Source organism: Methylobacterium dankookense (assembly GCF_902141855.1).
In the GTDB taxonomy this organism is placed as follows: Bacteria; Pseudomonadota; Alphaproteobacteria; order Rhizobiales; family Beijerinckiaceae; genus Methylobacterium; species Methylobacterium dankookense.
In genome coordinates this window covers 37,670-64,316 of sequence record NZ_CABFVH010000033.1, presented here as the reverse complement: position 1 = coordinate 64,316, position 26,647 = coordinate 37,670, and the positions used below count along the sequence as shown (strand labels likewise).

Sequence of the window (26,647 nt, the reverse complement as noted above, 5' to 3'; positions counted from 1 at the left end):
GATCGTGATCCCGCGCGCCTTCTCCTCCGGCGCCTTGTCAATCTGGTCGTAGGCCGTGAACGTCGCCCCACCGCTCTCCGCCAGAACCTTCGTGATCGCCGCCGTCAGCGACGTCTTGCCGTGGTCAACGTGCCCAATCGTGCCAATGTTGCAGTGCGGCTTCGAACGCGAAAATTTTTCCTTGGCCATCAGAGCCTCCTAATCGAATGATCGTCGTCGAGGATGTTACGCGTACGCCTCAGGCGTACTTAGCAATGACCTTGTCGGCCTCGCCGCGCGGCACTTCCTCGTAGTGGTCGAACTGCATGGTGAAGTTCGCCCGGCCCTGCGACATGGAGCGCAGGTTGTTCACGTAGCCGAACATGTTGGCGAGCGGCACCATCGCGTTGATGACGTTGGCGTTGCCACGCATGTCCTGGCCCTGGATCTGGCCGCGGCGGGAATTGAGGTCGCCGATGACCGAGCCCGTGTAATCCTCGGGCGAGACGACCTCGACCTTCATGACCGGCTCGAGCAGCACCGAGCCGCCCTTCTGCAGCGCCTCGCGGAAGGCGGCGCGGGAGGCGATCTCGAAGGCGAGCGCCGAGGAGTCGACGTCGTGGTAGGCGCCGTCGATCAGCTCCACCTTCACGTCCACCACCGGGAAGCCCGCGAGCACGCCCGCCGTCAGGACCGAGTTGAGGCCCTTCTCGACGCCCGGGATGTACTCCTTCGGCACAGCGCCGCCGACGATCTTCGACTCGAAGGCGAAGCCGGCGCCCGGCTCGTTCGGCTCGACCACGAACTTCACGCGGGCGAACTGACCGGTACCACCGGTCTGCTTCTTGTGCGTGTAGTCGATCTCCTGGCGACGGGTCAGCTTCTCGCGGTAGGCCACCTGCGGCTGGCCGATATTCGCGTCGACCTTGTAGGTGCGGCGCAGGATGTCGACCTTGATGTCGAGGTGGAGCTCGCCCATCCCCTTCAGGATGGTCTGGCCCGACTCCTGGTCCGTCGAGACCCGGAAGGAGGGATCCTCGGCGGCGAGCTTCTGGAGCGCGATGCCGAGCTTCTCCTGGTCGGCCTTCGACTTCGGCTCGACGGCGATCTCGATGACGGGCTCCGGGAACTCCATCTTCTCGAGGATCACGGGCTTGACCGTGTCGCAGAGGGTGTCGCCGGTGCGCGTGTCCTTCAGGCCGGCCAGCGCGACGATGTCGCCCGCGAAGGCTTCCTTGATGTCCTCGCGGTTGTTGGCGTGCATCAGGAGCATGCGGCCGACGCGCTCCTTCTTGTCGCGGGTCGAGTTGATGACGTTGGCGCCCGACTCGACCTTGCCCGAATACACGCGGCAGAAGGTGATCGTGCCGACGTGGGGATCGTCCATGATCTTGAAGGCGAGCATGGAGAAGGGATCGGAATCCAGCGGATGCCGGACGGTCTCTTCCTCGGTCTTGAAGTCGATGCCCTTGATCTCGCCGCGGTCGGCGGGGGAGGGCAGGTAGTCGACGACGGCGTCGAGGAGCGGCTGGACGCCCTTGTTCTTGAAGGCCGAGCCGCAGAGCACCGGGTGGAAGGCGCGCAGCTGCACGGCCTTGCGCACCAGAGCGCGCATGCCGGCCTCGTCCGGCTCGTTGCCGTCGAGGTAGGCGGCCATGGCGTCGTCGTCGAGCTCGACGCAGGCCTCGACCAGCTTAGTGCGGTACTCGGCGGCCTGATCGGCCAGGTCGGCCGGGATCTCGGTCTCCGAGAAGTTGGCGCCGAGCGCCTCGCCCGACCAGACGATCGCCTTCATCTTGATGAGGTCGACGACGCCCTGGAAGCTCGACTCGGCACCGATCGGCAGCTGCAGGCAGACGGGCTTGCCGGCGACGCGGTCGATGATGTCGGCCACGCACTTGAAGAAGTCGGCGCCGATCTTGTCCATCTTGTTGACGAACACGACGCGCGGCACGTCGTACTTGTCGGCCTGGCGCCACACGGTCTCGGTCTGGGGCTCGACGCCCTGGTTGCCGTCGAGCACGCAGACGGCGCCGTCGAGCACGCGGAGCGAGCGCTCCACCTCGATGGTGAAGTCGACGTGGCCGGGGGTGTCGATGATGTTCAGGCGCTTGTCGCGCCAGAAGCAGGTCGTCGCAGCCGAGGTGATCGTGATGCCACGCTCCTGCTCCTGCTCCATCCAGTCCATGGTGGCGGCGCCCTCATGGACCTCGCCGATCTTATGGGACTTGCCGGTGTAGTAGAGGATCCGCTCGGTCGTCGTGGTCTTGCCGGCATCGATGTGGGCCATGATGCCGAAGTTGCGGTAGTCCTCGATCGCATGCGTGCGGGGCATCGGGGTCTCTCCGGAAGAGGGCGGGGGCGGCGCGCCGCATTCGGCGCGCCTGCAGAAATTACCAGCGGTAGTGCGAGAAGGCGCGGTTGGCCTCGGCCATCCGGTGCGTGTCTTCGCGCTTCTTCACGGCGTTGCCGCGGTTGTTGGCGGCGTCGAGCAGCTCGGCCGACAGGCGCTCGACCATGGTGCGGTCGTTGCGGGAGCGAGCGGCCTGGATCAGCCAGCGGATGGCCAGCGCCTGGCGGCGCTCGGTGCGGACCTCGACGGGGACCTGGTAGGTCGCGCCGCCGACGCGGCGGGAGCGCACCTCGATCGCGGGGGCGACGTTGTCGAGCGCGGCGCGGAACACCTCGATCGGGTTGGCGCGGGCGCGGCTCTCGACGAGGTCGAAGGCGCCGTAGACGATCCGCTCGGCGGTCGACTTCTTGCCCTCGTACATGATCGAGTTCATGAACTTCGTGAGGACCACGTCACCGTACTTCGGGTCCGGGATGATCTCACGCTTCTCGGCAGAGTGACGACGGGACATCGTGTGCGACTCTCAGAAAGTATGGTCTTAAGCGCCTCGCGCAGGCCGCCTTGAGCCGAAGCCGGCGACATCCTTGCGAGGCCGTGGAAAAGCCTGGGTCCGAAGAAATGCCTTCGGACGCCTGTCTTACTTCGGACGCTTGGCGCCGTACTTGGAGCGGCGCTGCTTGCGGTTCTTGACGCCCTGCGTGTCGAGCACGCCGCGCAGGATGTGGTAGCGCACGCCCGGAAGATCCTTCACGCGGCCGCCGCGGATCATCACCACGGAGTGCTCCTGAAGGTTGTGGCCCTCGCCCGGGATGTAGCCGATGACCTCGAAGCCGTTGGTGAGGCGGACCTTGGCCACCTTGCGGAGCGCCGAGTTCGGCTTCTTCGGGGTCGTCGTGTAAACGCGGGTGCAGACGCCGCGCTTCTGCGGGCAGGCGTTGAGCGCCGGCACCTTGTTGCGGCTCCGCTGAATCTTGCGCGGCTGAGCGATCAGCTGGTTGATCGTCGGCATCCTCTGCCCTCTTCCTCCGGATCGCGCCGGCAATGCCGCGATCCTGTCCACGTCGTGAGCGACCCTCTCGGGCCGCGGGCTGCGCCGCCCTCTCGGACGGATCGCAAAACGAATATGCGCCAAGGGTCCGGTCAGGACCCGAGGCGCGCTCTCGGCAGAGGAGCACACCGATCACGGGGCGCTCGTGCCTGCAGATCTGACGAGACGTCAGGCGATGTGAGCCTTCGGTATCGTGCGGGCGCGTCAGCGATCGCGATTCACGCCCGCGGCGGCCTCGGGGCCGACCGAAGTGGCGCGCTTCTAGACGCCCCATGCGGCCGCGTCAATGCGCGGCGGCCATAAATCTCGGGCCGACAGGCCGTTAACGCGGGGTTTCCCGCGCAAGGCGGCCCTGCGTCCCGGCGATGCCTTCCGGGCGGCCGGTCCAGGGCGGGACGGAACGCTCCGGTAACGCTCACGAATGCTTAAAGCGGTTGCCCGAATTGTCGAGGTCGCGCGGCCGGCCCGCTCGGCCGCGCCGTGCCGGTTTCGCGTGAATTCAGGTGATGCGTATGGGTAGCCTCCCGACGGGGTCCGACAACGTGGTGCCGTTCCGCCGGCCCGATCCGACGCGGGAGGCGGTGATCGCCCGGGCGCTCGGCCGGGGCCTCGGCGAGGAGGGGGTCCGCGAGGGACAGATCCGCCGCCGCGGCGAGCAGCGCAGCCTGATGGACGCCGTCTATGCCAGCGGCAGCCTCGCCGTGGCCGCGGGCGACCGCGAGACCAAGCTCACCGCCTCGCGCCTGCAGGTCTACGGCTTCCTCACCGTCGAGGAGATGGACGAGGCGGGCGGCTTCCGGCGGCTGCGCCCGTCCGAATCGGTGCGCGCCCGCGCCGACCGGCCCTGGCGGCTGTCGAAGCCGGCCCTGGGCGGCATCGCGGTGTCGATCCCGGCGGTGGACGACTTCCTGTTCGAGCCCTCCGGCCAGCGCGCCTGATCGCAGATCCGAACGCTGGATCAACGATTCGGGACGCCCGAGCAGGGTCGTGCGGCGCCCCCCGCCCTATGAGGGGGCGCCGCGGGGCATCCGTCCCTCGGCCAGATTCGCGCCGGAACGGCGCATCCGGGGGACATCATGATCGCTCGCACGACGGCTGCGGCCTGCGCCGCCCTGCTCCTGCTCGCCGGCAGCGGCGCCCAGGCCGCCAATCGCCACGTCGACATCGTCAACAAGACCGGCATGACGATGAAGCACTTCTACGCCTCCTCGACCGGCACCGACGACTGGGAGGAGGACATCCTCGGCCGCGACGTGATCGAGGACGGCGAGACCTTCGACATCAACATCGACGACGGCTCGGGCGCCTGCCGCTTCGACTTCAAGGCGGTGTTCGACAATGGCAAGGCGCTGGTGCGCAAGAGCATCAACGTCTGCGAGATCAGCACCTTCACCTACAGGCCCTGACCCCGGGGGCCGAGGCCGTCATGAAGACGCGCGCCGGACCCTCCGGTCCGGCGCGCGTCCTCGTCGTCCGGTCTCTGCGGGAGGCGCGAGCCTCAGGCCTCGCCCTCGTCGAGGTCCTCGGCGCTCGGCGTCGCGTTCTCCAGGATGCGGTCGGCGAGCAGGCCCGCGTTCTGGCGGATCGCCGTCTCGATCTTGCCCGCGATCTCGGGATTGTCGCGCAGGAAGCCCTTGGAGTTCTCGCGGCCCTGGCCGAGGCGCTGGCTGTTGTGGGAGAACCAGGCGCCCGACTTCTCGACGATGCCGGCCTTCACGCCGAGGTCGATCAGCTCGCCGACCTTCGAGATGCCCTCGCCGAACATGATGTCGAACTCGACCTGCTTGAAGGGCGGCGCGACCTTGTTCTTGACGACCTTGACGCGGACCTGGTTGCCGATCGCCTCGTCGCGGTCCTTCAGGGTGGAGACGCGGCGGATGTCGAGCCGCACCGAGGCGTAGAACTTCAGCGCGTTGCCGCCCGTGGTGGTCTCGGGGCTGCCGTACATCACGCCGATCTTCATCCGGATCTGGTTGATGAAGATCACCATGCATTTCGAGCGCGCGATCGAGCCGGTCAGCTTGCGCAGGGCCTGGCTCATCAGGCGGGCCTGGAGGCCCGGCTGCGACTCGCCCATCTCGCCCTCGATCTCGGCGCGCGGGGTCAGCGCGGCCACCGAATCGACCACCAGCACGTCGATGGCGCCCGAGCGCACCAGCGTGTCGGTGATCTCCAGGGCCTGCTCGCCGGTATCGGGCTGCGAGATCAGGAGGTCGTCGAGGTTGACGCCGAGCTTGCGCGCATAGACCGGGTCGAGGGCGTGCTCCGCGTCCACGAAGGCGCAGACGCCGCCCTTCTTCTGGGCCTCGGCGATGGTGTGGAGGGCGAGCGTGGTCTTGCCCGAGGATTCCGGCCCGTAGACCTCGATGACGCGGCCCCGCGGCAGGCCGCCCACGCCGAGCGCGATGTCGAGGCCGAGCGAGCCGGTGGAGATCGTCTCGACCTCCTGGACCTGCTGCGCCTTGCCGAGCCGCATGATCGAGCCCTTGCCGAAGGCACGCTCGATCTGGGACAGGGCGGCGTCGATCGCCTTCGACTTGTCCTTGTCCATGCTGGGCGTATCCACCACTTTCAGTGCGGGCTGGGCCATCTCGGCGGCATCCTTATGCGGGGGTTGGGCGCCGTTCGCAATCGCGCCCCGGACCCGCTTTCATGTACATGTTTTGTTCTCATGGCGCAAGGGTGCGGTGCACCTGGAGCGGTCAGCAGGCGCCCGCGGCGAGCCCGTCCCGGCGCTCCGCCATCAGCGCCAGCCAGCGGCGGCGGAGCGTGGCCCGGCGCTCGGGATAGCGCGCGTCGAGGAAGGCGATCGCCTGCAGGCGGTCGGTGCGGAACATGCGGAAATCCCCGCGCAGCTCGCACCAGGCCATGAGCATCCGCACCGAATCGCGATAGCCGACGAGGAAGGGCCAGACGGTGCGCTCGCTCGCCCGGCCGGCATCGTCGACGTAGCGGATCGCGAGCTTGCGGCCCTGCTGGCTCCAGGCGCGCAGGCGGGCGACGTCGATCCCCGCATCGGCAGGCGCCCCCCGGGCCGGCGGGGTGATCACGGCGGGATCCTCGATCACGCCGCGCAGGCCCTCCGGCACCACGGCCGCGACCTTGGCGAGGACATCCGCCGCGGCCCGGGCGAGGGCGGGGTCGGCATGGGCCGCGACCCATTGCGCGCCGAGCACCACCGCCTCGATCTCGTCGGCGGTGAGCATCAGCGGCGGCAGGTCGAAGCCCTGTTCGAGCACGTAGCCGATGCCGGCCTCGCCGCGGATCGGCACGCGCTGGGCGACCAGCGCGGCGATGTCGCGGTAGATCGTCCGCCGGCCGGTCTCCAGCTCCGCCGCGATCGCGTCCGCGGTGATCGGCCCGCGGGCGCGCCGCAGGACCTGGATGATCTCGAACAGGCGGTCGGCGCGGCGCATCGGCTCACACTCGCATGACATCGATCCGTATGACATCGATCCGCTTGGCATCGATCCGCTTGGCATCGATCCCGACCGACAGCCGGGATCGATGTCGTCCGGCGGATCGCCGGCCGGTCCCGGGGGGCCGGGTCAGGCGGCCGGGTCAGGCGGCCTGCGCGGCCGGCGCATCCTTGGCCAGGCCGCGGGCGAAGGCCGGGCGGTCTACGGCCCGCGCGATATAGGCGTCGATCGCCGCGCTCTCGGGGAGCTGGGCGCGGGCGAAGCGCAGCAGGGGGGCGATCATCACGTCGGCGGCGCTGAAGCGCTCGCCCAGCAGGTAGGGCCCACGTTCCAGCGCCTCCGTCAGCCGCCGCACGGCCGCGTCGTAGCCGGCCTGCGCCCGCGGATCGGCCGCGCCCCCCATCATGCGCTGCATCAGCGCGGCGCCGAGCTCGTTGTCGGCCCAGCACAGCCAGGTGAGGAGGGCACCGCGCTCCGGCGAGCCGGCGGCCGGGGCCAGCCCGGCGGCGGGGAGCAGGTCGCAGAGATGGATCGCCACCGCCGTGCTCTCGCTGACGATCGTGCCGTCGTGGTCGAGGGCGGGCACCTTCTTGTCCGGATGGCGATTCGCCGGGTCGGGGCCGTCGCCGCTGCCGTCGCCGTAGCGGATGCCGACATAGCGGACCGCGTAGTCGGCGCCGAGCTCCTCGAGCAGCCAGAGGATCCGGGTCGAGCGGGAGCGGGGGGCGTGAAACAGCGTCAGCATCGGGGATCCTCCATGCGGCGCGGCGGCCGCGGAGAGGGTCTACCGCCACGCTGCTGCCAGCATGATGTCAGCATGGTGACAGGATCGGCCACAGGATCGGCCACGGGATCGACGTCTGCCGGTCAGGCCTCCAGCAGCGCCGAGACCCGCCGCGCCAGCTCCGCCGACTGGAAGGGCTTGGCGAGGACCGGCAGATCCTCCGGGATCTCGATGGCATCGGCATGGCCCGTGAGGATGAGGACGGGGAGGCCGGGCCGCATGGCGCGCACGGAGGCGGCGAGGTCGACGCCGCTCATGCCGGGCATGGCGAGGTCGGCCACCACGAGGTCGAAGCGCTCGCTCTCCAGCAGGGCGAGGGCCGCGGCGCCGCTCTCGGCCTCGGTCTCGCGGTAGCCGAAATCGGCGAGGAAGGAGGCGGTGACGTGCCGGACCTCCGGGTCGTCGTCGACCACCAGCACGCGGGCGGGCCGGACCGCGACCGGCACCTCGGCCTCGGCCGCGGCATCGGCCTGCGCGGCGCCCTCGGCGCAGGGCAGGGCGAGCTCCACCCGGGTGCCGCGGCCGACCTCGCTGTCGATCTGGAAGCGGCCCTTCGATTGCTGGGCGAGGCCGAACACCATGGCGAGGCCGAGCCCGGTGCCCTGGCCCACCGCCTTGGTGGTGAAGAAGGGCTCGCAGACCCGCTTCAGGATCTCGGGCGGGATGCCGCTGCCGGTATCCGTCACGCTCACGCGCACATAGGTGCCGGGGGCGAGGTCGGGATCGTCGGCGATCCGGCTCGCCATCGTCGCGACGGTGATCTCGCCGCCCTCCGGCATGGCGTCGCGGGCGTTGATGCAGAGGTTGAGCACCGCCAGTTCGAGCTGGTCGGGATCGACGAGCGCGGCCGGCAGGCCCGCGGCGAGGTCGGTGCGGACGCTGACGAGGCCGCCGAGGCTGCGCCCGAACAGGTCGCGCATGCCGTCGATCAGCGCGTTCACGTCGGTGGCGCGGGCGTGCAGGTCGTGGGTGCGGCTGAAGCTCAGGAGGCGCTTGGTCAGCGAGGCGCCGCGCTCGGCCGCGCCGCGCGCGTTCTCGATCAGGCGCTCCAGGCGCGGCTGGCCCTCCACCCGCGGCACGGCGAGTTCCAGGCTGCCGAGGATGGCGGTGAGCAGGTTGTTGAAGTCGTGGGCGATACCCCCCGCCAGCGTGCCGAGCGCCTGCATCTTGTCGGACTGGCGCAGCCGGGCCTCCAGGCTCTTCTGCTCGGTGACGTCGCGCTCGATCGTGGCGAGATGGGCGACCGCGCCGCTCGGGCCGCGGATCGGCACGCGCACGACGTGGCTCCAGCGCTCGGCCCCGATGGGTCCGTCCGAGACGAGGCTCTCCGAGACCGCGCCGGTGCGGATCGCCGCCTTGTCGGCCGCGACGCTGTCGGCGCGGGCGGCGGGAAACTCCGATTCGCGCCGGCCGAGGCAGGCGGCGACGTCGCTGCCGAGCAGGGCGGCCTTGCGGGCGTTGAGGCGCACGAAGCGCCCCTCGCCGTCCTTGAAGGCGATGGCCTCTCCGGCATGGTCGAGGAGGCCGCGCAGGAGCGCGCGCTCGGTGGCGAGGTCGCGGCCGAGGCGGTGGCGCTCGCAGGCGTTGCGCACCGTGCCGCGCAGGAGGTCCGCGTCCCAGGGCTTGGTGACGTAGCCGATGATGCCGCCGCGGTTGAGCGCGGCGATCACCGCCGTGATGTCGGCATAGCCCGTGAGCAGGATGGCCTGGGCGTCGTGGAAGGCGCGCGCCTCGGCCAGCATCGCGTCGCCCGTCATCTCGGGCATGCGCTGGTCGGAGAGCACCACGGCGATGTCCGGCTCGGCGCGCAGGATCTCCAGCGCCTCGGCGGGCCGGGTCGCCGTGAGGATGCGGTAGGCGTCCTCGAACTGATCCTCGAGGGCGATGAGGATGTCCGGCTCGTCGTCGACGGCCAGGATCGTGGCCCGGTCCCGGCTCCCGTCTGAGAGGTTCTGCGTCATGCGCTCGCCGCCTGGCGCGGAATCCCGATCACGAAACAGGCTCCTCCTCCGGGCGCCGTCTCCACACTGAGCATGCCGCTATGAGCCTGAACGACGCTGTATGCAATCGCAAGTCCGAGGCCGGTCCCGGACCCCACCGGCTTGGTTGTAAAGAACGGTTCGAAGATCTTCTCGCGCAAGGGCTCCGGGATGCCGGGGCCCGTGTCGCTGATGCGGATCTCGTCGGTCTCCTCGGTGGAGCGCGTGCCGATCCGGATGGTGCCGCCCTCCGGCATGGCGTCGGCGGCGTTGGCGAGGATGTTCATCACCACCTGGTTGAGCAGCGCCGGGGTGCAGCGGATCTCCGGGCGCCCGGCGAAGTCGCGCTCCACGGCGATGCGCGCCCCGAGCTTGTGCTGGAGCAGCGCCAGCACGGTCTCGATCGCCTCGGGCACGTTCACCAGGGCGCGCTCGCCCTCGTCGAGGCGGGAGAACTTGCGCAGGTTCAGGACGAGGTCCTGGATCCGGGTGAGGCCCATCCGCATGGTGCCGACGCGGTCGCGCGCCTTGGCGAGCACCCGGGCCGACTTCTCCTCCGGCTGGGGCGGCATCTCGCCGAGCAGGCGCTCGACGGTGCCCTGGTGGGCCAGGATGAAGGCGAGCGGGTTGTTGATCTCGTGGGCGATGCCGGCGACGAGCTCGCCGAGCGAGGCCATCTTGGCGGCCTGGACGAGCTTGGCCTGCGCCTCGGTCAGGCGGCGGTTGGCGGTGGCGAGATCGGCATTGGCCTGTTCCAGGGCGTCGGCGAGCCGGGCGCGGGCGGCGGCCGCCTCGGCCTCGGCGCGGGCCCGCTCCACCGCCCGCTCGCGCGCCCCGAAGGCGCCGGCGATGCGGCGGTCGTCCTCCTCCAGCAGGCGGCGGCGGACGAGGCCGCGCACGCGCAGCGCCAGCACCTCGGCATCGGCCTTCGCGACCACGTCGTCGGCGCCGGCCGCATAGGCGCGGACCAGGAAGTCCTTGCCCGGGGCGGAGCCGGAGATGCCGACGAGGTGGAAGCCCGCCCCGCCCACCCCGGCGCCGCGGCGCTCGTCCACTGCCCGGCACAGGGCGAGCCCGTCATAGGACGGGCTGAGGAGGTCGAGGGTGACGCAGTCGAAGGGCTCAGGGCCGGCATCGAGGGCGGCGAGCGCCGCCTCGGCCCCCTCCGCCACGGCGACCGCGTGGCCCTCCTGGCCGAGCAGCCCGGCGAGGAAGGTGCGGTAGGTGGCGCTGCCGTCGATGACGAGGACGCGCCCGCGCCGGAAGCCCGCGGCGCCGGGCGCCTCGGAGACGGGGGGCGCGGCCTTGCGCTCGCGCAGGAGGGCGCGGATGCGCAGCACGAGCAGGTCGCGGTCGTCGGACTTGGCGACGTAGGCGTCGGCCCCGCTCTCCAGGCCCTGGCGCTCGCCGTCGCGGGCGCCGGTGAGCATCAGCACGGGCAGCGCCCGCGTGCGCAGGGACAGGCGCATCTGCCGGGTCAGCTCGTCGCCGTTCATGCCGGGCAGGTGGTAATCGGCCACGACGAGGTCGGGCAGGCTGCCGTTGAGGCGGTCGAGGGCGGCCTCGGCGGTGGGGCAGCGCTCCACGGAGAAGCCGCTCGCTTCGAGGAGCAGGCGCAGCTCCAGGGCCTGCGTCTCGGAATCCTCGACGAGGAGGATGCGGGCCGGGTCGTCGAGCACCGCCGCCTCGCTCATGGCGCCGCCCCCGCAGGCCGGCCGGGCTCGGCGAGGCGGAGGATCTCGGGCCCGACCCGGTCGAGGGGCAGCACGAAGCGGGCGGCGCCGAGCCGCACGGCGGCGGCGGGCATGCCGTAGACGACGGCGCTGCTCTCGTGCTCCGCCACCGTGGCGGCGCCGGCCCGCTGCATGTCGAGGAGGCCGAGCGCCCCGTCCTCGCCCATGCCGGTGAGCAGCACGCCGATGCCGGCAGCGCCGCATTGCCGGGCGATGGAGCGGAACAGCACCGTCGCGGCCGGGCGCTGGCCCGAGACCGGCGCGCTGTCGAGGATGCGCAGGGTGCGGCCGGGGCCGAGTTCGAGATGGCGGTCGCCCGGCGCCACGTAGACGTGGCCGGCCTCCGCCCGCTCGCCGTCCCGGGCCACCGCGACGGGCAAGGGCACCACGCTGTCGAGCCAGGCGGCGAACCCGTCCATGAAGGCCGCGCCCATGTGCTGGACCACGAGGACGGGCAGGGGGAAGTCGGCGGGCAGCGCGCCGAGCACCCGGGCCAGCGCCGGCGGTCCGCCGGTGGAGGCGGCGAGCCCGAGCACCGTCGGCGCCTCGGCCGAAAGCGGCCCGGCGGCGGCGGCCGGAGCGCCCTTGCGGGTGGCCCATTCGGTGCCGATCGGGCGGCGGCGGATCACCGGCACCTGGGCCATGATGCGCAGCTGCGTGCAGATCTCGTCGGCCACCGCCTCGTAGCCGGCATTGGTGGTGGCGACGGGCTTCTCCACCACCGAGAGCGCGCCGGCCCGCAGCGCGTTCATGGAGATGCGCAGGGAGGCATCCTCCACCGCGTCGGCCACCACGACGATCGGGGTCGGGCGCTCGGCCATGATGCGGCGGGTGGTCTCCAGCCCGTCGATGCCGGGCAGGCGGATATCCATCGAGATCACGTCGGGGCGCACCACCTCGATCATGCCGAGCGCCTCCTCGCCGGAAGCCACGGCGGCGACGATCCGCAGGCGCGCGTCGCGGGAGACGATGTGGCGCAGGAGCTCGCGCACCACGAGGCTGTCCTCCACCAGCATCACGCGCACCGGCCCGTCCGCGTCCTCGCTCACAGGAGCCGTCCGATCGTGTCGAGCAGCGCGCGCTGGTCGAAGCTCTGCTTGGTCAGGTAGGCGTCGGCGCCGAGTTCGAGGCCGCGGGCCACGTCCTCGGCGGCGCCGCGCGAGGTCATGAGGACGACCGGCAGGCGCTGGAAGCGCGCGTCGGCGCGAAGTGCCTCCAGCAGCCCGAACCCGTCGAGGCGCGGCATCTCCACATCGGCCAGAACAAGATCAACCCGCTCAATCTCGGCGCGCAGGCGGTCGAGGGCATCCTGGCCGTCCACGCAGACGACCACGCGATAGCCGGCCGCTTCCAAGATCCCCTTCTCCAGCGTGCGGGTGGTGATGGAATCGTCCACGACGAGAATCGTCGCGCGAAACGTCGAACGTCGCGCATCGGCCATCGTTCCGCCCGGGGGCTCGGCCGCGTCCGCACCGGCGGCGCCCATCCCCTCCGCCCGCGCGAGGAGACCCTCGGGATCGAGGACGAGGACGGGCCGGTCGCCCTGGAGGAGGGCGGTGCCGGCGACGAGGTCCGGATCGGCGCCGAAGGCCGGCATCGGCAGGACGAGCAGGGTGTTGACGTCCTGCAGGGCCTCGACGGCGAGCACGAGCCGGCTGGCGCCGGCGCGGAGCAGGATCGCAGTGACACGGGGCTCGGCGGGCGCGCCCGGCAGGCCGAGGATGTCGGCGAGCGCCACCACCGGCAGGCTCGCCTCCGCCCCGCCGGGCAGCGGCAGACGCAACAGGGTACGGCCGAGCGCCCGGGACAGGCTCGCCCGCTCGACGCGCAACAGCCGCTCGACGGCGGCGCCCGGCAGGGCGAAGGTGCCGCCGCCCGCCTTCACGAGGAGCAGGCTGCGGCGCGCCGCCGCCAGGGGCAGGCTCATGGCGAGCCGCGAGCCGTGGGGCTCGCGCACCTCCAGGCGGACGCTGCCCTGAAGGGCCCGGGCGGCGTCGGCTGCGACCGACAAGCCGAAGCCGCGGCCCGACAGGGTATCGACCCGGGCGGCGGTGGAGAAGCCCGGCTCGAAGACCAGGGCGAGGAGCGCCTCGGGCCCGGCTCGCTCGTCCGGCGCCAGTAAGCCGCGCTCGCGAGCCCGCGCCTCGATGGCGGCGAGGTCCGGGCCCGGCCCGTCATCCGAGACCGCAACGACGAGGCGACCGCCGCGGACTGCCACCTCCAAGGCGACGGCGAGCGCCGCCGGCTTTCCGGCGGCCTCGCGCAGAGTCGGCTCCTCGTAGCCGTGGCTCAGGGCATTGCGCAGGGCGTGCAGCACCGGGTCCTTCAGCACCTGGAGCGTCGCCCGGTCCACCGGCACGTCGAGGCCGCGCATCGCCACGTCGACCTCGCGGCCCTGCTCGCGCGCGGTCTCGCGCAGGGAGCGGGCGAGGGGGCCGAGCACTGTCTCGGCCGGGACCAGGGCGAGGCGCTCGGCCTCGGCCCGCACCCGGGATACGGCGCTCTCCAGCGCGTTCGTCGCGGCCGCGTGGCGCCGGACGAGGTCGGAGGCCTCCCGGGCGAGGCCGGCCAAGGCCGTCTCGACGGCGCGCAGCGGCTCCCGCCCCGGGCTCGCCTCGGCGCCGAGCCGGGCCGCCCACCGGCTCAGCTCGCCGGCCTGCCGGGCCAGGTGGGTGAGGCCCTCGTTGAGCCCCACGCCCGCACCGAGGGTGCTGGCAAGGTCGTGGCTCGCCCGCGCCATCGCCTCGACGGCCTCCGCCGGCACTCGCAGCATCGCCTGAGTGAACTCCGCGGCGGGCTCGGCCGGGGCAGGGGGGGACGGGACCGTGGGAGGGGGTGCGGCGGGCCCCGGGGCCGGCTTCGCAGCCGACGCTGGAGCTGCGGCCTCCGTCGGGCCGGCGAGGCAGGCCTCGAGCGCCCGCAGCGCGTCGCCCGGCATCGCGGGCAGGGCGGCGCCCGGCGCCTGCCCGAGCGCAGCAACGTAGGCCTCGATCCGGTCGAGGGCGAGCTGCGTGGCGTTGGCGGCCTCGCGGTTCAGGGGCGTGCCGGTGCGGACGCGCTCGAACAGGGCCTCCAGACGGTGGGCAAGCGCCTCGACGGCGGGCAGGTCGACGGCGCGGGCCGCGCCCTTCAGGCTGTGGGCGCGGCGGAACACGTCGTTCCAGTCGGGCAGGCGGTCCTCGCCCGCGGCGCCGAGCGCGGCCCGGATCGCCTCGATATGCTCGCGATGCTCGACCTCGAAGGCCGCGAGCAGGAGCTGGCGGATGTCGCTCACGGCCCGCTGCGCCCGGGGCTCAGTGGCGGTAGCGCTCGGCCAGCGCCATCAGCGCCTGCGCGAGCTCCGTGAGGTTGGCCGAGGCCGCCTCGACCTCGCGGGTGCCGGCCGCCGTCTGCTGGCTCGCCTGGCGGATGTTCTGGAGCGCGCCCATCACCTGCTCGATGCCGAGCTGCTGCTGGTTCGTCGAGGCGACGATCTGCTGGAAGGTCTGGACGTTCTCCTCGACGCGGGCCGAGATCTCCTCGATCGTGCGCTGGGTCGTGTCGGAGCGCGTCTTGCCGGTGGCGGCGCGCTTCACTGCTTCCTCGGTCAACATCACCGAGGTGTTGATGCCCCGCTGGATCTCGCCGAGGATGCCGCGCACCTGCACGGTCGCGGCCTTGGCCTGGTCGGCGAGCTGCTTCATCTCGGCCGCCACCACCGCGAAGCTGCGCCCGCTCTCGCCGGCGGCGGCCGCCTCGATTGCCGCGTTGAGGGCGAGCAGGTGCGTGCGCTCCGAGATGTCGTTCACGGTCTCGATGATGTCGCCGATGGCCTGCGTCTTCTCCGACAGGGTCACGATGTTGCCGGCCACCGCCTCCGCCTGCTCGCGGATGGCGTCCATGGCCTTGGCCGTGTCGGCGACCGCGCGCAGGCCCTGTCGCGAGGTCTGGGCGGTGGCCTTGGCCGTGGCGATGACCTCGCCCGCGCGCTTGGTGATCTGCGCGCCCGAATGGGTGATCTCGTCCACCGTCGCCGCGGTCTCCTGGACGGCGGCGAACTGCTCCTCCACCGAGGCCGCCTGCTCCTGGGCGGAGGCGCGGATCTCGGCTGCCGCGGCGTTGAGGTCGGCGGTGGCGGCACGGTTGGTGCGGGCGAGCTCGGCGAGGCCCCCGACCATGGCGTTGAGGGTGCGCGAGAGCCGGGCGATCTCGTCGTTGCCCCGGGCCGGCAGCGCGCCCGAGAGGTCGCCCGAGCCGACGCGCTCCACGAAATCCATCACGATGCTCAGGGGGCGCACCACCGCGCGGCTGATCAGGATCGTGACCAGGATGCTCAGGAGGGCGCAGGCGGCAAGCGTCCCGAGGATCGAGAGCCGGCTCGATTCGTAGACGCCCTGCACCGCGCGCTGCCCGGCGACGATCCCCTCGTCGAGCACGTCGCGGCCGCGGTCGATCCCGCGCAGCACGGCCTCCTGCTGGCGGTTGATCTCCTCGTTGCGGGCCTCGACGGCGTCCGCGTCGCGGGCGGTGATCGCGGAGATCTGCGCCTCGCTCGCCGTGCGGAGCTGGCGGAACTGGGCGGCGGTGTCGGCGATGTTCTGGGCGAGGCGCTTCCAGATCGCCGCGCGGGCCGGAGAGGTCGCGTTCTCCGCGTAGGATTCGGCCGAGCGGTTCAGGCTGGTGAAGATCCCGTCCGCGTCGCCCGCCGCGCCGCGCCAGCCGTCGAGGGCCCGGTTGATCTCCTGAGCGTCGGTCTTCCGGGTCAGCACGGCGATCACCGCGTTGCGGCGCATCAGCCCCATGTCGCGGGCCTTGTTGGCGAGGTCGTCGAACTGGCGCGCCATCGCGAGGTCGCGCGAGACGATGGCGTCGGTGGTGTCGCGCACCACCCCGATCTGGCCGATGGCGTAGAGGCCGAGCGCCACGATGACCACGGTGACGGCGACGAAGCCGAGGAGGATCCGTTTTCCGATCGAGATCGACACAGGCGGTCAGGCTCCGGATCTGGCCCCGGCGGGGCGTCGGCGGGTCGGGCGGGTCAGGGCAGGGCGCGCCGCAGAAGGCGGGCGAGGTCGAGCACGAGGAAGTCGCCGAGGGCGGCGCCCTCGGCACCGGCCGGGCAATAGCCGGAAACTGCCTCGCCGCCCATCCCGCCCGCGGCGGAGGGGGGTTCGACGACCTCATCGTCCACGCTCGCGACGCCGAGCACCCGGTCGACGGCGAGCGCCACCGGCTGGGCCGTCCCCTTCAGCGCGACGAGATGGCCGTCGGGGCCCGGATCGCCGATCCCGCGGCCGAGGGCCCGGGCGAGCCCCAGGACGCCGACCATGCGCCCCGAGAGCGCCGCGAGCCCGATCAGGGCCGGGACCGCGCCGGGCACCGGCGTGCAGGGCCGCATGGGTAGGACTTGGATGGGCAGGACCTGGGCGGCGACCGCGATGGAAAGCCCGTAGCGCTCCGGCCCGCAGGCGCAGACGAGATAGCGGGTGGCGGGCCGCGCCGCCTGTGCGGCACCGCGCCGGGCAAGCGCCGCGGTGCGCTCGGCGCGCAGGATCCGCGCGCGCTCGGCCGACCGTTCCTCCGCTCCTCGCGCGCTCACGCCGGTCCTCGTCCGATCCTGTCCGCGATCCCGTCGCGCGCGCGGGCGGCGCTGAGGCCGATCTCGCCCGCGGTCCCGCCATCGCCCTCACGCAGGGCCTCGTCCTGGGGCAGGGATTGGCTCAGCCGCGCGGCATTGTCGAGGGCCCGCCGCGCCGCCTCGGGCCGCCCGAGCCCGGCGAGCAGCAGGCCGAGATGGTAATGGGCCATCACGAAGCCGGGCTCCAGGTAGATCGCCGCGCGGAAGGCCCGCTCGGCCTCCGCGTCCCGGCCGAGCGCCCCGGCGATGAGCCCCTCGTAGAAGCGCAGGGTGGCGTCGGTTGGCCGCGCGGCCAGCCCCTCTCGCAGCAGCCGCCAGGCCGCGCCGGTATCGCCGGCATCGGCGAGCGCGCGCAGGCGCGGCAGGATGTCGGCGTCGTCCGTCTCCTCCGCCGGCCCGCCATCCGCGGCGGGCGGCCGGGGCGGGGGCGGGGCGGGGAGCACCGGGCCGTCGGCGACGGCCTCGGGCATCGCCTGCGGCGGCAGGGCGGGAAGCGGCGGCAGCTCGGGCGGGATCCAGGGGGCGGGCGACGGGGCGGGGAGGGGCGCGCCGTCCCCGGGCCGGCGATAGGCCACCGTGCCGGGCAGGCTCACTGCATCGAGCCAGTCGGCGAAGACCGGACTCGGCTCGGCATGGCCGATCAGCAGCCAGCCGCCCGGGCGCAGGCGGCGGGCCAGCGCCCGCATCAACCCCGCGACGGTGGCGGCGTCGAAATAGATCAGCACGTTGCGGCAGAGGATCAGGTCGAACCCGTCGAGATGCGGCGGCGCCCGCCCGTCGAGGAGGTCGAGCAGGTTGCCGCGCTCGAAGCGGACCATGCGGCGGTATTCGGGCTTGAGTGCGTAGCCGCCCTCGCGCGCCGCCCCCGGCCGCGGCGGCAGGGGGAGGAAGTAGCGCCGCCGCTCCTCGGCCGGCGAGGTGCGCAGGGCCCAGCGGCCGTACTCGGCGGCGCGCGCCGTCGCCAGGGCCTCGGCGCTGATGTCGGTGCCGAGGATCGTCACCTGCCAGGCCGGCAGGTCGGGCCCGATCAGCTCGTGGGCGAGGATCGCCACCGAGTAGGGCTCGGCCCCGGTGGAGCAGCCCGCGCTCCAGATCCGCAGGGTCTGCTCACCCGCCCGCGCCGCGACGAGGTCCGGCAGGATGGTGGCACGGAGCGCCGCGAACTGCTCGGCGTAGCGGAAGAAGAAGGTCTCGCCGATGGTGATCTCGGCCTCCAGCGCCCGCCACTCGGCGGGTTCCGCGGCGAGCAGCAGCGCGTAGGCTGCGGCGTCCGGGACGTCGCGGGCGCGGAAGCGGCGGCGCAGGCGGTCGGAGAGGAGATCGTCCTTGTCGGCGTAGTAGTGGTGGCCGGTGCGTGCGATGACTTGGGCCTTCAGCGCCGCGTAGCCGGGATCGGCGCACAGCGTCCGAGCCGAGCCCTTGCCGCTCCCCTTGCCCCTGCCGGAATCCCTGGCCCCGTCCGGGCCGCCCTCGCCGGCGGCGATCGTCGGCATGCGCCGCCCCGCTTCAGGCGGGCGGCAGCGCGGCGAGCCGCGCGACGGCAGCGCGCGTGGCCGCCGCGACCCGGATCCGCTCCTCGGCCCTGAGCAGGCGCGCGGGATCGAGCACGTGGACAAGGCGCTCGCCGAGGCGAATCTCGCCCGCGACGCATCCGTTGAGGCTGTGGACGGCATCGACCGGGCTCACCGCCTCGCCGGCGACGATGTCAGCGGCGCGGTCGACGCAATAGGCGAGCTCGCCCCCCGCCATGAGGACGAGATGGGCGTGCAGGTCCGGCTCGACCGGGTCGGCGCGCAGGCCGAGGAGCTGGGCGAGGTCGATCACCGGCACGACCGCGCCGCCGAGATCGAGGAAGCCGGAGAGCCAGGCCCCGGCGGAGGGCGGCCGGAACAGGTCCGGCAGCGGCAGGATCTCGTCCACCGCCGCCCGCGGCAGGGCGCAGGCCGTGCCCGCCACGTCGAGCAGGAGATGGGCATCGGGCAAGGCGGCGTTCCGCGGACATTCGAGTGCGGCGCGCGGGGCCCCCTGCCCGACGCGTCCGGGATGACCGCTCCCAGATAGGCCCGCCCGCCGGGCCGGGCAATGCGCGGCGCGGGATCGCCCACGCGACGAACGCCCTTGCGTCCCGCCGCCGCCTTGCCGTACCAGCAGGACGCACCGGGGCGGTTAGCTCAGTTGGTAGAGCGTCTCCTTTACACGGAGAGGGTCGGGGGTTCGAGTCCCTCACCGCCCACCAAATATTTCAGACATTCCGTGAATGCAATTTGTCATAGAACAGGCTCCCGTGCGAAATTTAAAATATTGAGCAGATACACAATATATATCGATAGCAATAAACTTATTAACAAACTTCATTGGACTGCTTGCTTTTTGCGTGCAAGGCTTTCTGTGGCTGCCCGACAGACGCGAAAAAGCCCGCCTCGGCGCTTGCCGGGCGGGCTGAACAAAAACCGGACGAAATGCGCCTGCTTGTCGCTATACTGCCGATTTGCTGACCTCGGGCTTCCTCAGAAGGTAGAACGCGCAATTATCACGGCGATCCGTAGTGCAACCAACTTCCTGCAAAAGCCTGCGTATTGCGTTGTAATGATTTTCATCCGCAATGTGATAACACTCAAAAGTCTCAAACATCTCCATTTGAAAGCCAGCGCTCAGCGCAAAATTCTTGACTTGCTCTGCTGAAAGCTCTCGAACATGAAGCTCGTAAAGGAACGACGGCGCACCCCAGGCTGTTCGAATGATTGTTCCGAGCGAATTTGCATTAGGGGTTGTTAAGACGAGAACGCCTCCTGGCCGCAGAATTCTATAAGCTTCGTCAAATGCGTTTAAGATGCCGCTATAGTTGAAATGCCCAATACGCTCAATATCAGTCTCGCTTGCGGGCGCGTCCTTGAGATGTTCGATGACCTCAAGGCAGAGGACGCAGTCGTAAGATTCGCTTGGGAGTTCAAAGGGCTTCCGAAGATCGTTCTCGTATGAGCTGAAATTGGCATTGAACTCTTGTTCAAAGAACTTTCCAATCCTGGACAATCCCCCAAGCTCAATAATTTCGGAACATTTTTTCACATAATCCCAGTATATCGCTACCGTCGTCCTAAATCTTTCACCATGAAAATTGTCGTATGAGTTCAGATCGCGGGTTCCCTCATAATCCGAGTAAGTTGTTTTACGAGATTCGAATAAGTTTTTATCGAAATCGATCCGGCTAGGCAGAGAAATATCACGGTATTTATCGTACAATTCCTGATAGTTTGTCCAATCAAGAAGGCGCATCTCAGTCCTCGCATCTACCTTTATATTCAATAAATCTTGTCAGAAATAAATCCGACGAGAAAGGTGCGCAATTTTAATCTACCCCCCTGGCGGCGCAAGATGTCCATCAAGGCGCCCGTGGAACATAGGCTCTTCTTTCCGATCATCCCTACCTTGTCGGAGAATGTGCCTGGCTGCGACCGCAGGCCTGGGCGCATCGATGCGGCGCACCCGAGTCCGGATCTCGTCCGGCCACCGGAGCGCAGCCAAAGTCCGAAGGGCACGCCGATCTGCCTCCTCTCCGCGCGCCCGGGGGACTGGATGGCGATCTGCACACTCGGTTCGGCAAGTCGGCCAGGTTGTCCGCCTCATGCCGGCTGGCCTCCAACCCGGAGGGCCTGACGAGCGCCGTCGAGAGCGTCAATCCATGCGTGAGAGCGCCGGAGCGCGGCCGGTTGAGAGTAGCGGATTTCCGAGATTGTGCTATCTCGGCGCATGGTCAGCAACTGGGCCGCTCGCCTGCGAGTGCGCCAAGTTACAAGTGTAGCCGTGAGACATTTCGAGCGGCGAAGGGAGACTTATAGCCGAGTATAACGAAGCTGCCGACGTTGCAGAACATGCTAACAAAGTCGGTGTCTTGATGGAATATGTTCGATACCTTGGACATCCAACAAGCGGATACAAGCTCGGCCTCGATATCGGCGGCGGCCTGGGCGGCCACGCGCCCTGGCTTCTCGGCATCACCGAACGGCTATATGTAGCCGACGTCATCCCATTCTCATCAGTATTGGATGGCCGCCTGCCATTCGAATTCAGCAACAAATGCAAACGATACGACATAAACGTAGATCTAGCAAATATCGAATTCCATCAAGTTGATGGACGCAAGCTGATCTATAGAGACAATCTGTTTGATTTTGTCTTCAGCATCAATGCCTTTGAGCACATCCCGGAGCCGCGCCGCGCGCTCAATGAGATCATCCGGGTTACGAAGCCCGGCGCTCTCGTGGTCATTCAGTTTGATCCGACTTGGTACTCTGCCTATGGCAGCCATTTATGGGGCTTCGATGTCGATCCTTGGTGCCATTTGCTCCTTTCTGATCAGGAGATGGAGGCTGAGATCAAGCGCAAGGGCGGTACGGATCAGGACGTTTTCAATTTCAGAAACGATATGAACCACGTGCCATTCTCGACGTTCCGCGACATGTTCGAAAAGCCGTCGCCGGACTTCTTTAGGACCTCGAATTTTTCGTACTGGTCCATGGATGTCGAGAGCGATCCGTACGCTGCACATCCAAATTTCAAGAAATGCCTCGAGTTGGGCTATCCGAAAGAGGACCTTTTGGCGCGCGGGGTCCAGTTCATTGGCATAAGGGCTTAGGGTTCAGGACCTGATCGGCAGCCAACGACGATGACGGCGGGGCCGGCCGAGGCATGGCGGCCGCCTCGCCCTGTCTACCTGACCCTAGGCCAGGGCGGGCGGCATCGCCCGCTGGAAGCCCCGGCATGACCACCTGTCGAAGCGCTCTCAGATCGCGGCGCACGATCCACAGGGAATCGGATCGGAAGCCCCACCGCGTCGGCTACCGGTCAGGTGCCAGGCAACCCCGTCTACGGCCCCCCGCCAGTGCACTCACCTCCGGTCGGGCTCGATGGCGAAACGGGCCATCATCTCGGTGCGCACGTGCTCGCGGAAGACGCGCACGCGCGCGGGCAATTCGCGTCCGGCCAAGCTCAGGGCCCGCAGGGCGCCGCCCGCGGTCGCCCAGGGGGCGAGGACGCGCACCAGGGCTCCCGTCCCGACCGCCTGCGCCGCGACGATGCTGGGGAGGTGGCCGATGCCGGCTCCGGCCAGGGTCAGGCGCAGGGAGGTGGCGAAGTCGCTCGACCGGATGGCGGGGCGAAGGGCGACCTGCTCCGTCCGGCGACCTCCGTCGTCGAGGAGGATCCCCGCCACGCCGGGCCGCTCGCGCGAGAGGATCAGGTCGTGCTCGGCGAGCGCCGCGAGGCTCGCGGGGGCCGGACGCCGGGCGAGGTAGGCGGGCGCCGCGTAGAGGCCGATCCAGAGGTTCACGATCAGCGCCGCCCGGTAGCCGGTCTCCACCGCATCCCCCAGCCGTAGGGCGAGGTCGATCCGGTTGGCCGCGAGATCGAGCCGCGCATCCGTGTTGAGCAGATCGACGGTGATCTGCGGGTAGGCCGCCCGGAAGCTGGCGATGATCTCGGGCATCACCTCGATGCCGAAATCCACCGAGGTGGTCACCCGCAGGTTTCCCGCCGGGACGGTGCGGGCGTCGCGCGCGGCCTCGGCCGCCTCGTCGAGCAGGCTCAGGCTCTCCTGCGCCTTGGCGTAGAAGGCGAGGCCCTCCGCCGTCGGCGAGACGGCACGGGGATGGCGCGCCATCAGGGTGGCGCCGAGCGCCGCCTCCAGCCGCGAGATGCGCCGGCTGACGCTGCCCTTGGTCTCGCGCAGGCTCGCCGCGGCGGCCGTCACCGTCCCGAAATCGACCACCGCGCAGAAGGCGCGCAGATCGTCCAGGCTGCCGCCGAAGGTTTCCGTTCTCGCAACCATGTGGTGCCGGATAGCAGGCTCAAACTCGGCCGCCAACGGAGCTACCTCACGGCTCGCAAGCACAAGCCCGCTTCGCACGCGAGCGGCGGGCCGCCATCCACGCACCGGAGACACCCGTGAAGCCGTTCCTCGCCTCAAGCCTCGCCCTCGGCCTCGCGTTCGGCAGCGCCGCGCTCGCCCAGACGCCGCCCACCCGCGACCCGGCGCAGATCCAGGCCGGCACCTACGCGGTCGATCCCGGCCACACCCAGGTCGGCTGGCGCGTGTCGCATATGGGCTTCTCGAACTATGCGGGCGGCTTCTCCGAGGTCTCCGGCACCCTCGACCTGCAGCCGAAGAACCCGGCCGCCGCGAAGCTCTCGATCCGGATCCCGGTCGCCTCCGTCGCCACCACGAACGCCAAGCTCACGGACGAGCTCAAGAGCGCGCAGTGGCTCGATGCGGGCCAGTATCCCGAGATGACCTTCGTCTCGACCAAGGTGGCGCCGGCCGGCAAGGACAAGGCGACGGTGACCGGCGACCTGACCCTGCACGGCGTGACGAAGCCCGTGACCCTCGACGTGACCCTCGTCGGCGCGGGCGTGAACCCGCTCAACAAGAAGGTGACTGTCGGCTTCGAGGCAACCGGCGTGCTCAAGCGCTCCGAGTTCGGCGTGAAGACCTACCTGCCGCTGATCGGCGACGCCCTGCACCTGACGATCGCGGGCGCCTTCGAGCGCCAGGACTGACGCCGCGCTGCGTCCCCACCCGAACCGGAGACGGACCATGCCCCACGGAGCGACCGAGCCAGACGACCGGCAGGATCCCATCCTGGCCACAGCGCCGTACGGGATCGCGGCGGTGAGCCTCGTCGCGCGCGACCGCGACGGCCTCGCCCGCTTCTACCGGGAGGCGATCGGCCTCGCGCCGGTCTCGGAGGAAGGCGACATCCTGCGGCTCGGCGTCGGCGACAGGGTGCTGCTGGAACTCCGGCAGGACCCGGCCGCGCGTCCCCCGGGCCCATACGCGGCGGGGCTGTTCCATACCGCCTTCCTGCTGCCGGGCCGCGCCGATCTCGGCGCCTGGCTCGCCCATGCGGCGGCCCGGGGCATCCGCCTCTCGGGCGCCTCCGACCATGTGGTCAGCGAGGCGGTCTACCTCACCGACCCCGAGGGCAACGGCATCGAGATCTATGCCGACCGGCCGAGCGCCGCCTGGCCGCGGATGCCGGATGGCAGCGTGGTCATGCGCACCGACCCGCTCGACGGCCCCGCGCTCGTGCGGGCCGCGGACGGCCCCTGGCAGGGCATGCCGCGCGGCGGCGTTGTCGGGCACATCCACCTGCAGGTCGGCGCCCTCGAGCCGGCGGAGCGGTTCTACGCGGACCTCCTCGGCTTCGACGTGACCTGCCGCTATCCGGGCGCGCTGTTCCTCGGCGCGGGCGGCTATCACCACCAACTCGCGGCCAACATCTGGAACAGCCGCGGCGCGCCCGTGCGGGTGGCCGGGACGACCGGGCTCGCCGAGATCGCGCTGCACGCGGACGCGGCCATGCTGGCCGGGCTGCGCGCCCGCTGCCGGCAGGCCGGCCAGCCGGCCGGGGCGGGAGAGGGCGCGCTCGTCCTGGACGATCCCTGGGGAACGCGGCTGCGCATCTCCGCGCCCGGCAACGCGGCGGCATAGGTTGCCGGACGCAGAAGAGCCCTTCCGAACCGCGCCACGGCGCCCATCGAGGTGGAGACAGTTCCCGTGAACGCTCATTCCTACACGCCGACCGCCAAGCTGCTGCACTGGCTGATGGCGTCTATCTGGATGGTGGCCTGGTTCCTCGGCGCCGCGGCCGTCTACATGCGCGAGGCCTGGAACCCGCATCACGGCCTCACCATCACGCACAAGGCGCTGGCCAGCACCCTGCTGTTCCTGATCGTGGTCCGCGTGGCGTGGCGGCTGACGCACCCGGCCCCGGCGCTGCCCGCCAGCATGAGCGCGCCGATGCGGCGCGCGGCGGTCCTCGGCCATCTCGCGCTCTACGCCGCGGCGCTCCTGGCGCTGCCGCTGTCCGGCTGGCTGTGGAGCTCGGTCGCCGGCAAGCCGATCCTGGTGCTCGGCCTGTTCCAGCTCCCGCCTCTGACCGCCCCGGCGAAGGAGTGGTACGATCTCGCCAAGCTCGCCCACGTCACCCTGGCCTGGGGCACCGGCGCGCTGGTGCTCGGCCACGTCCTCGTGGCGCTGAAGCACCATGTCGTCGATGGGGACGGGGTCCTGCGCGGCATGCTGCCCGAGGCGCGGGCCGGCCGGTCGCCCGGGCGAGGGGGCGAGACGGCCGCGCCGGAGATCGGCTGAGCGTGCGAATCGGCGGCGTGTCGGCCAGGGTGGGAGGTGGGCCGGCATCGATCCGGACCGTGCCGCGCGCCGGAGCCGTTCCCGTGAGAGCGATCAGACCAGGGTTGGCCGTCTTCTGCCTCTGCCTCCTCTCCGTCGCGGCGCAGGCGGCCGACCGCTTCGCCTTCGTCGTTGGCGTCGATGCCTATCCCAATCTCGGCGCGGCCGCGCAGCTCGAACGGCCCGTGGCCGATGCGGGCGCCGTCGCGGCGGCGCTCACGCAGGTCGGCTTCCGCGTCACGCTCCTGTCCGGCACCGTCACGCAGGAGGGCATGCTGCGCCGCTTCGGCAGCTTCGCCGAGGCGGTGCGCCCCGGCGACACGGCCGTCGTCTACTTCGCCGGGCACGGCATCGCGCTCCAGGGCACGAACTTCCTCCTGCCCTCCGACATCCCCGCCATCGAGCCCGGCCAGGAGATGCTCGCCCGCAGCCGGGCTCTCGCCGAAACCGACCTCAGCGCCGCCCTGCGCGAGCGGGGGGCGCGGGTCGTGGTGATGGTCATCGATGCCTGCCGCGACAATCCCTTCCCGAAGACCGGCACCCGCAGCGTCGGCCAGAGCCGCGGCCTCGCCCGGACCGAGCCGGCCGAGGGCGTGTTCTCGCTCTACGCCGCCAGCGCCGGGCAGCAGGCGCTCGATCGCCTGCCAGGAACGGATCCGAGCCCGAACTCAGTGTTCACGCGGGTCTTCGTCGCGCAGCTCCGGCGGCCCGACCTCAACCTGATCGACCTCGGCGAGAGCGTGCGCGACGAGGTCGCCAAGCTCGCCGAAACCGTGCCCCACCGGCAGGTGCCGGCCTATTACAACGAGGTGCGGGGCGCGCGCTTCGTGTCGCTGGCCAGTCCCGACGAGCTGCCCAGGCCCGGAGCCACGCCGACCGCAGTGGCGCCTGTCCCGACCGCTCCGCCTCCTCAGGCGGCCGCGCCGCCGCCGGCGCCCGAGCCGCGGATCGCGGCCCTGCCAGAGCGCGTTCCACCGCAGCCCATCCCGCAAGCCGCACCTCAAGCCGCGCCGCGCGTGCCGGCGACGGCCAGCTTCAGCTACCCGATCGGCCTGGACCCGTCCGGCGACAACTGGGTGGCTTTGCGCAGCCTGCCGAGCGGCAGCGCGGGCACGCGGCTCGCGAAGCTCGGGCCGAACGCCCTGTTCACCGTGGTCGGCCGCCAGGGCGCCTGGGTCGCCGTGCGGCTGCCGAGCGGGCAGGGGGGCTGGGTGCATGGCGACTATGTCGGCTGCTGCCGCCGCGCGCCGGCCGCTCCCTGAGGGCCCTTCGATCCGCAGACAGGACGGAGAACTCGGGACGGTTAACGGCAGCCGCGATGGGCCGCGGCGCCTTTAAGCATTCGTTTACGCCGTTCTGTGGAAAGGCCGGCGCGGATCTTAATGGAGCGTGAAAGGACTCGCCTCGAAGCCCTGAATCGGGACATCGTTAAGCACTGGGAAACACAAACGATCCAATTCGAGACAGGGCTGGGCCATGAGCACGTTCGAAGACCTGAAGTTCATCGTCACCCTGACCGTCGTCGTCCTCTGCGGCAGCGGCCTCGATGC

General features: G+C 70.6%; 24 protein-coding genes and 1 tRNA gene. 8 read left to right on the top strand and 17 right to left on the bottom strand.

Translation table 11 applies throughout. The annotated features are described in order from the left end of the window. From MTDSW087_RS20870 to rpsL, 4 genes are all read right to left on the bottom strand, one after another. A partial coding sequence (locus MTDSW087_RS20870) for a GTP-binding protein (protein ID WP_244948381.1) occupies window positions 1-189 on the bottom strand: 189 nt, incomplete at its 3' end. 49 nt (window positions 190-238) lie between these two features. After that, window positions 239-2,314 (bottom strand): elongation factor G, encoded by a 2,076-nt coding sequence (gene fusA / locus MTDSW087_RS20865; protein WP_144766822.1) that lies wholly within the window; start codon window positions 2,312-2,314, stop codon window positions 239-241. A gap of 58 nt (window positions 2,315-2,372) precedes the next feature. Further along, window positions 2,373-2,843: a 30S ribosomal protein S7 gene (rpsG, locus tag MTDSW087_RS20860; RefSeq protein ID WP_144766821.1), complete on the bottom strand. Its 471-nt coding sequence runs from the start codon at window positions 2,841-2,843 to the stop codon at window positions 2,373-2,375. A 126-nt stretch (window positions 2,844-2,969) separates the two neighbouring features. Beyond that, entirely contained in the window at window positions 2,970-3,341 is a 372-nt protein-coding gene (rpsL, locus tag MTDSW087_RS20855) for a 30S ribosomal protein S12 (protein WP_066927123.1), read from the bottom strand. Between the two features lie 551 nt (window positions 3,342-3,892). Here rpsL and MTDSW087_RS20850 point away from each other — a divergent pair. Both MTDSW087_RS20850 and MTDSW087_RS20845 read left to right on the top strand, forming a co-directional pair. Further along, window positions 3,893-4,318, top strand: coding sequence for a hypothetical protein (locus MTDSW087_RS20850; RefSeq protein WP_144766820.1), 426 nt, complete (start codon window positions 3,893-3,895; stop codon window positions 4,316-4,318). 138 nt (window positions 4,319-4,456) lie between these two features. Beyond that, window positions 4,457-4,786, top strand: coding sequence for a hypothetical protein (locus MTDSW087_RS20845; RefSeq protein ID WP_144766819.1), 330 nt, complete (start codon window positions 4,457-4,459; stop codon window positions 4,784-4,786). 92 nt (window positions 4,787-4,878) lie between these two features. Here the strand turns inward: MTDSW087_RS20845 and recA are convergent, their stop codons facing one another. From recA to MTDSW087_RS20790, 11 genes are all read right to left on the bottom strand, one after another. Next, entirely contained in the window at window positions 4,879-5,970 is a 1,092-nt protein-coding gene (gene recA, locus MTDSW087_RS20840) for a recombinase RecA (protein ID WP_144766818.1), read from the bottom strand. A gap of 112 nt (window positions 5,971-6,082) precedes the next feature. Then, the gene (locus MTDSW087_RS20835) at window positions 6,083-6,796 is read right to left on the bottom strand and encodes a helix-turn-helix transcriptional regulator (RefSeq protein WP_144766817.1); all 714 of its coding nucleotides are present in this window, start codon (window positions 6,794-6,796) and stop codon (window positions 6,083-6,085) included. A 145-nt stretch (window positions 6,797-6,941) separates the two neighbouring features. After that, the gene (locus MTDSW087_RS20830; protein WP_144766816.1) at window positions 6,942-7,544 is read right to left on the bottom strand and encodes a glutathione S-transferase family protein; all 603 of its coding nucleotides are present in this window, start codon (window positions 7,542-7,544) and stop codon (window positions 6,942-6,944) included. A gap of 122 nt (window positions 7,545-7,666) precedes the next feature. Then, window positions 7,667-9,544 (bottom strand): response regulator, encoded by a 1,878-nt coding sequence (locus MTDSW087_RS20825; RefSeq protein ID WP_144766815.1) that lies wholly within the window; start codon window positions 9,542-9,544, stop codon window positions 7,667-7,669. After that, window positions 9,541-11,256, bottom strand: a complete 1,716-nt coding sequence (locus tag MTDSW087_RS20820; protein WP_144766814.1) for a response regulator — start codon at window positions 11,254-11,256, stop codon at window positions 9,541-9,543. The genes MTDSW087_RS20825 and MTDSW087_RS20820 overlap by 4 nt, the downstream gene beginning before the upstream one ends. After that, window positions 11,253-12,311 carry a chemotaxis-specific protein-glutamate methyltransferase CheB gene (gene cheB, locus MTDSW087_RS20815; RefSeq protein ID WP_144766826.1) on the bottom strand — a complete coding sequence of 353 codons (1,059 nt, stop codon included), beginning with the start codon at window positions 12,309-12,311 and terminating at the stop codon, window positions 11,253-11,255. The genes MTDSW087_RS20820 and cheB overlap by 4 nt, the downstream gene beginning before the upstream one ends. Before the next feature lie 29 nt (window positions 12,312-12,340). After that, complete coding sequence (locus MTDSW087_RS20810) at window positions 12,341-14,569, bottom strand: hybrid sensor histidine kinase/response regulator (protein WP_144766813.1); 2,229 nt, start codon at window positions 14,567-14,569, stop codon at window positions 12,341-12,343. Between the two features lie 19 nt (window positions 14,570-14,588). Beyond that, on the bottom strand, window positions 14,589-16,259 hold the full coding sequence (locus MTDSW087_RS20805) for a methyl-accepting chemotaxis protein (RefSeq protein ID WP_144766812.1): 1,671 nt from the start codon (window positions 16,257-16,259) through the stop codon (window positions 14,589-14,591). A gap of 53 nt (window positions 16,260-16,312) precedes the next feature. Then, complete coding sequence (locus tag MTDSW087_RS20800) at window positions 16,313-16,873, bottom strand: chemotaxis protein CheW (RefSeq protein WP_144766811.1); 561 nt, start codon at window positions 16,871-16,873, stop codon at window positions 16,313-16,315. Beyond that, window positions 16,870-18,405, bottom strand: coding sequence for a CheR family methyltransferase (locus tag MTDSW087_RS20795; protein ID WP_144766810.1), 1,536 nt, complete (start codon window positions 18,403-18,405; stop codon window positions 16,870-16,872). The genes MTDSW087_RS20800 and MTDSW087_RS20795 overlap by 4 nt, the downstream gene beginning before the upstream one ends. Before the next feature lie 13 nt (window positions 18,406-18,418). Further along, a complete protein-coding gene (locus MTDSW087_RS20790) occupies window positions 18,419-18,895 on the bottom strand; it encodes a chemotaxis protein CheW (protein WP_144766809.1) in 477 nt (158 codons plus the stop codon). A gap of 177 nt (window positions 18,896-19,072) precedes the next feature. Here MTDSW087_RS20790 and MTDSW087_RS20785 point away from each other — a divergent pair. Continuing rightward, a tRNA-Val gene (locus MTDSW087_RS20785) sits at window positions 19,073-19,148 on the top strand. A gap of 239 nt (window positions 19,149-19,387) precedes the next feature. Here MTDSW087_RS20785 and MTDSW087_RS20780 read toward each other — a convergent pair. Further along, window positions 19,388-20,185, bottom strand: coding sequence for a class I SAM-dependent methyltransferase (locus tag MTDSW087_RS20780; RefSeq protein ID WP_144766808.1), 798 nt, complete (start codon window positions 20,183-20,185; stop codon window positions 19,388-19,390). A 619-nt stretch (window positions 20,186-20,804) separates the two neighbouring features. Here MTDSW087_RS20780 and MTDSW087_RS20775 point away from each other — a divergent pair. Continuing rightward, a complete protein-coding gene (locus MTDSW087_RS20775; protein ID WP_144766807.1) occupies window positions 20,805-21,545 on the top strand; it encodes a methyltransferase domain-containing protein in 741 nt (246 codons plus the stop codon). A 252-nt stretch (window positions 21,546-21,797) separates the two neighbouring features. Here MTDSW087_RS20775 and MTDSW087_RS20770 read toward each other — a convergent pair whose 3' ends face one another. Beyond that, window positions 21,798-22,736, bottom strand: coding sequence for a LysR family transcriptional regulator (locus MTDSW087_RS20770; protein ID WP_144766806.1), 939 nt, complete (start codon window positions 22,734-22,736; stop codon window positions 21,798-21,800). A gap of 116 nt (window positions 22,737-22,852) precedes the next feature. Here MTDSW087_RS20770 and MTDSW087_RS20765 point away from each other — a divergent pair, with 116 nt between their 5' ends. The 4 genes from MTDSW087_RS20765 to MTDSW087_RS20750 all read left to right on the top strand — a co-directional run bounded on the left by MTDSW087_RS20765 (window position 22,853) and on the right by MTDSW087_RS20750 (window position 26,359). Beyond that, complete coding sequence (locus tag MTDSW087_RS20765) at window positions 22,853-23,464, top strand: YceI family protein (RefSeq protein WP_144766805.1); 612 nt, start codon at window positions 22,853-22,855, stop codon at window positions 23,462-23,464. A 37-nt stretch (window positions 23,465-23,501) separates the two neighbouring features. Continuing rightward, complete coding sequence (locus MTDSW087_RS20760) at window positions 23,502-24,398, top strand: VOC family protein (RefSeq protein ID WP_144766804.1); 897 nt, start codon at window positions 23,502-23,504, stop codon at window positions 24,396-24,398. Window positions 24,399-24,464: 66 nt separating this feature from the next. Continuing rightward, a complete protein-coding gene (locus tag MTDSW087_RS20755) occupies window positions 24,465-25,058 on the top strand; it encodes a cytochrome b (RefSeq protein WP_210248300.1) in 594 nt (197 codons plus the stop codon). 83 nt (window positions 25,059-25,141) lie between these two features. Beyond that, on the top strand, window positions 25,142-26,359 hold the full coding sequence (locus MTDSW087_RS20750) for a caspase family protein (RefSeq protein ID WP_144766803.1): 1,218 nt from the start codon (window positions 25,142-25,144) through the stop codon (window positions 26,357-26,359). Window positions 26,360-26,647 lie beyond the last annotated feature (288 nt).

Coding starts and splice junctions, on each gene's coding strand:
- MTDSW087_RS20770 (WP_144766806.1), bottom strand. CDS start 22,736: ATGGTTGCGAGAACGGAAACCTTCGGCGGCAGCCTGGACGATCTGCGC.
- MTDSW087_RS20780 (WP_144766808.1), bottom strand. CDS start 20,185: ATGCGCCTTCTTGATTGGACAAACTATCAGGAATTGTACGATAAATAC.
- rpsL (WP_066927123.1), bottom strand. CDS start 3,341: ATGCCGACGATCAACCAGCTGATCGCTCAGCCGCGCAAGATTCAGCGG.
- fusA (WP_144766822.1), bottom strand. CDS start 2,314: ATGCCCCGCACGCATGCGATCGAGGACTACCGCAACTTCGGCATCATG.
- rpsG (WP_144766821.1), bottom strand. CDS start 2,843: ATGTCCCGTCGTCACTCTGCCGAGAAGCGTGAGATCATCCCGGACCCG.
- MTDSW087_RS20850 (WP_144766820.1), top strand. CDS start 3,893: ATGGGTAGCCTCCCGACGGGGTCCGACAACGTGGTGCCGTTCCGCCGG.
- MTDSW087_RS20775 (WP_144766807.1), top strand. CDS start 20,805: ATGGAATATGTTCGATACCTTGGACATCCAACAAGCGGATACAAGCTC.
- MTDSW087_RS20825 (WP_144766815.1), bottom strand. CDS start 9,544: ATGACGCAGAACCTCTCAGACGGGAGCCGGGACCGGGCCACGATCCTG.
- MTDSW087_RS20820 (WP_144766814.1), bottom strand. CDS start 11,256: ATGAGCGAGGCGGCGGTGCTCGACGACCCGGCCCGCATCCTCCTCGTC.
- recA (WP_144766818.1), bottom strand. CDS start 5,970: ATGGCCCAGCCCGCACTGAAAGTGGTGGATACGCCCAGCATGGACAAG.
- cheB (WP_144766826.1), bottom strand. CDS start 12,311: ATGCTGGTGGAGGACAGCCTCGTGGTGCGCGAGCTCCTGCGCCACATC.
- MTDSW087_RS20845 (WP_144766819.1), top strand. CDS start 4,457: ATGATCGCTCGCACGACGGCTGCGGCCTGCGCCGCCCTGCTCCTGCTC.
- MTDSW087_RS20835 (WP_144766817.1), bottom strand. CDS start 6,796: ATGCGCCGCGCCGACCGCCTGTTCGAGATCATCCAGGTCCTGCGGCGC.
- MTDSW087_RS20795 (WP_144766810.1), bottom strand. CDS start 18,405: ATGCCGACGATCGCCGCCGGCGAGGGCGGCCCGGACGGGGCCAGGGAT.
- MTDSW087_RS20760 (WP_144766804.1), top strand. CDS start 23,502: ATGCCCCACGGAGCGACCGAGCCAGACGACCGGCAGGATCCCATCCTG.
- MTDSW087_RS20830 (WP_144766816.1), bottom strand. CDS start 7,544: ATGCTGACGCTGTTTCACGCCCCCCGCTCCCGCTCGACCCGGATCCTC.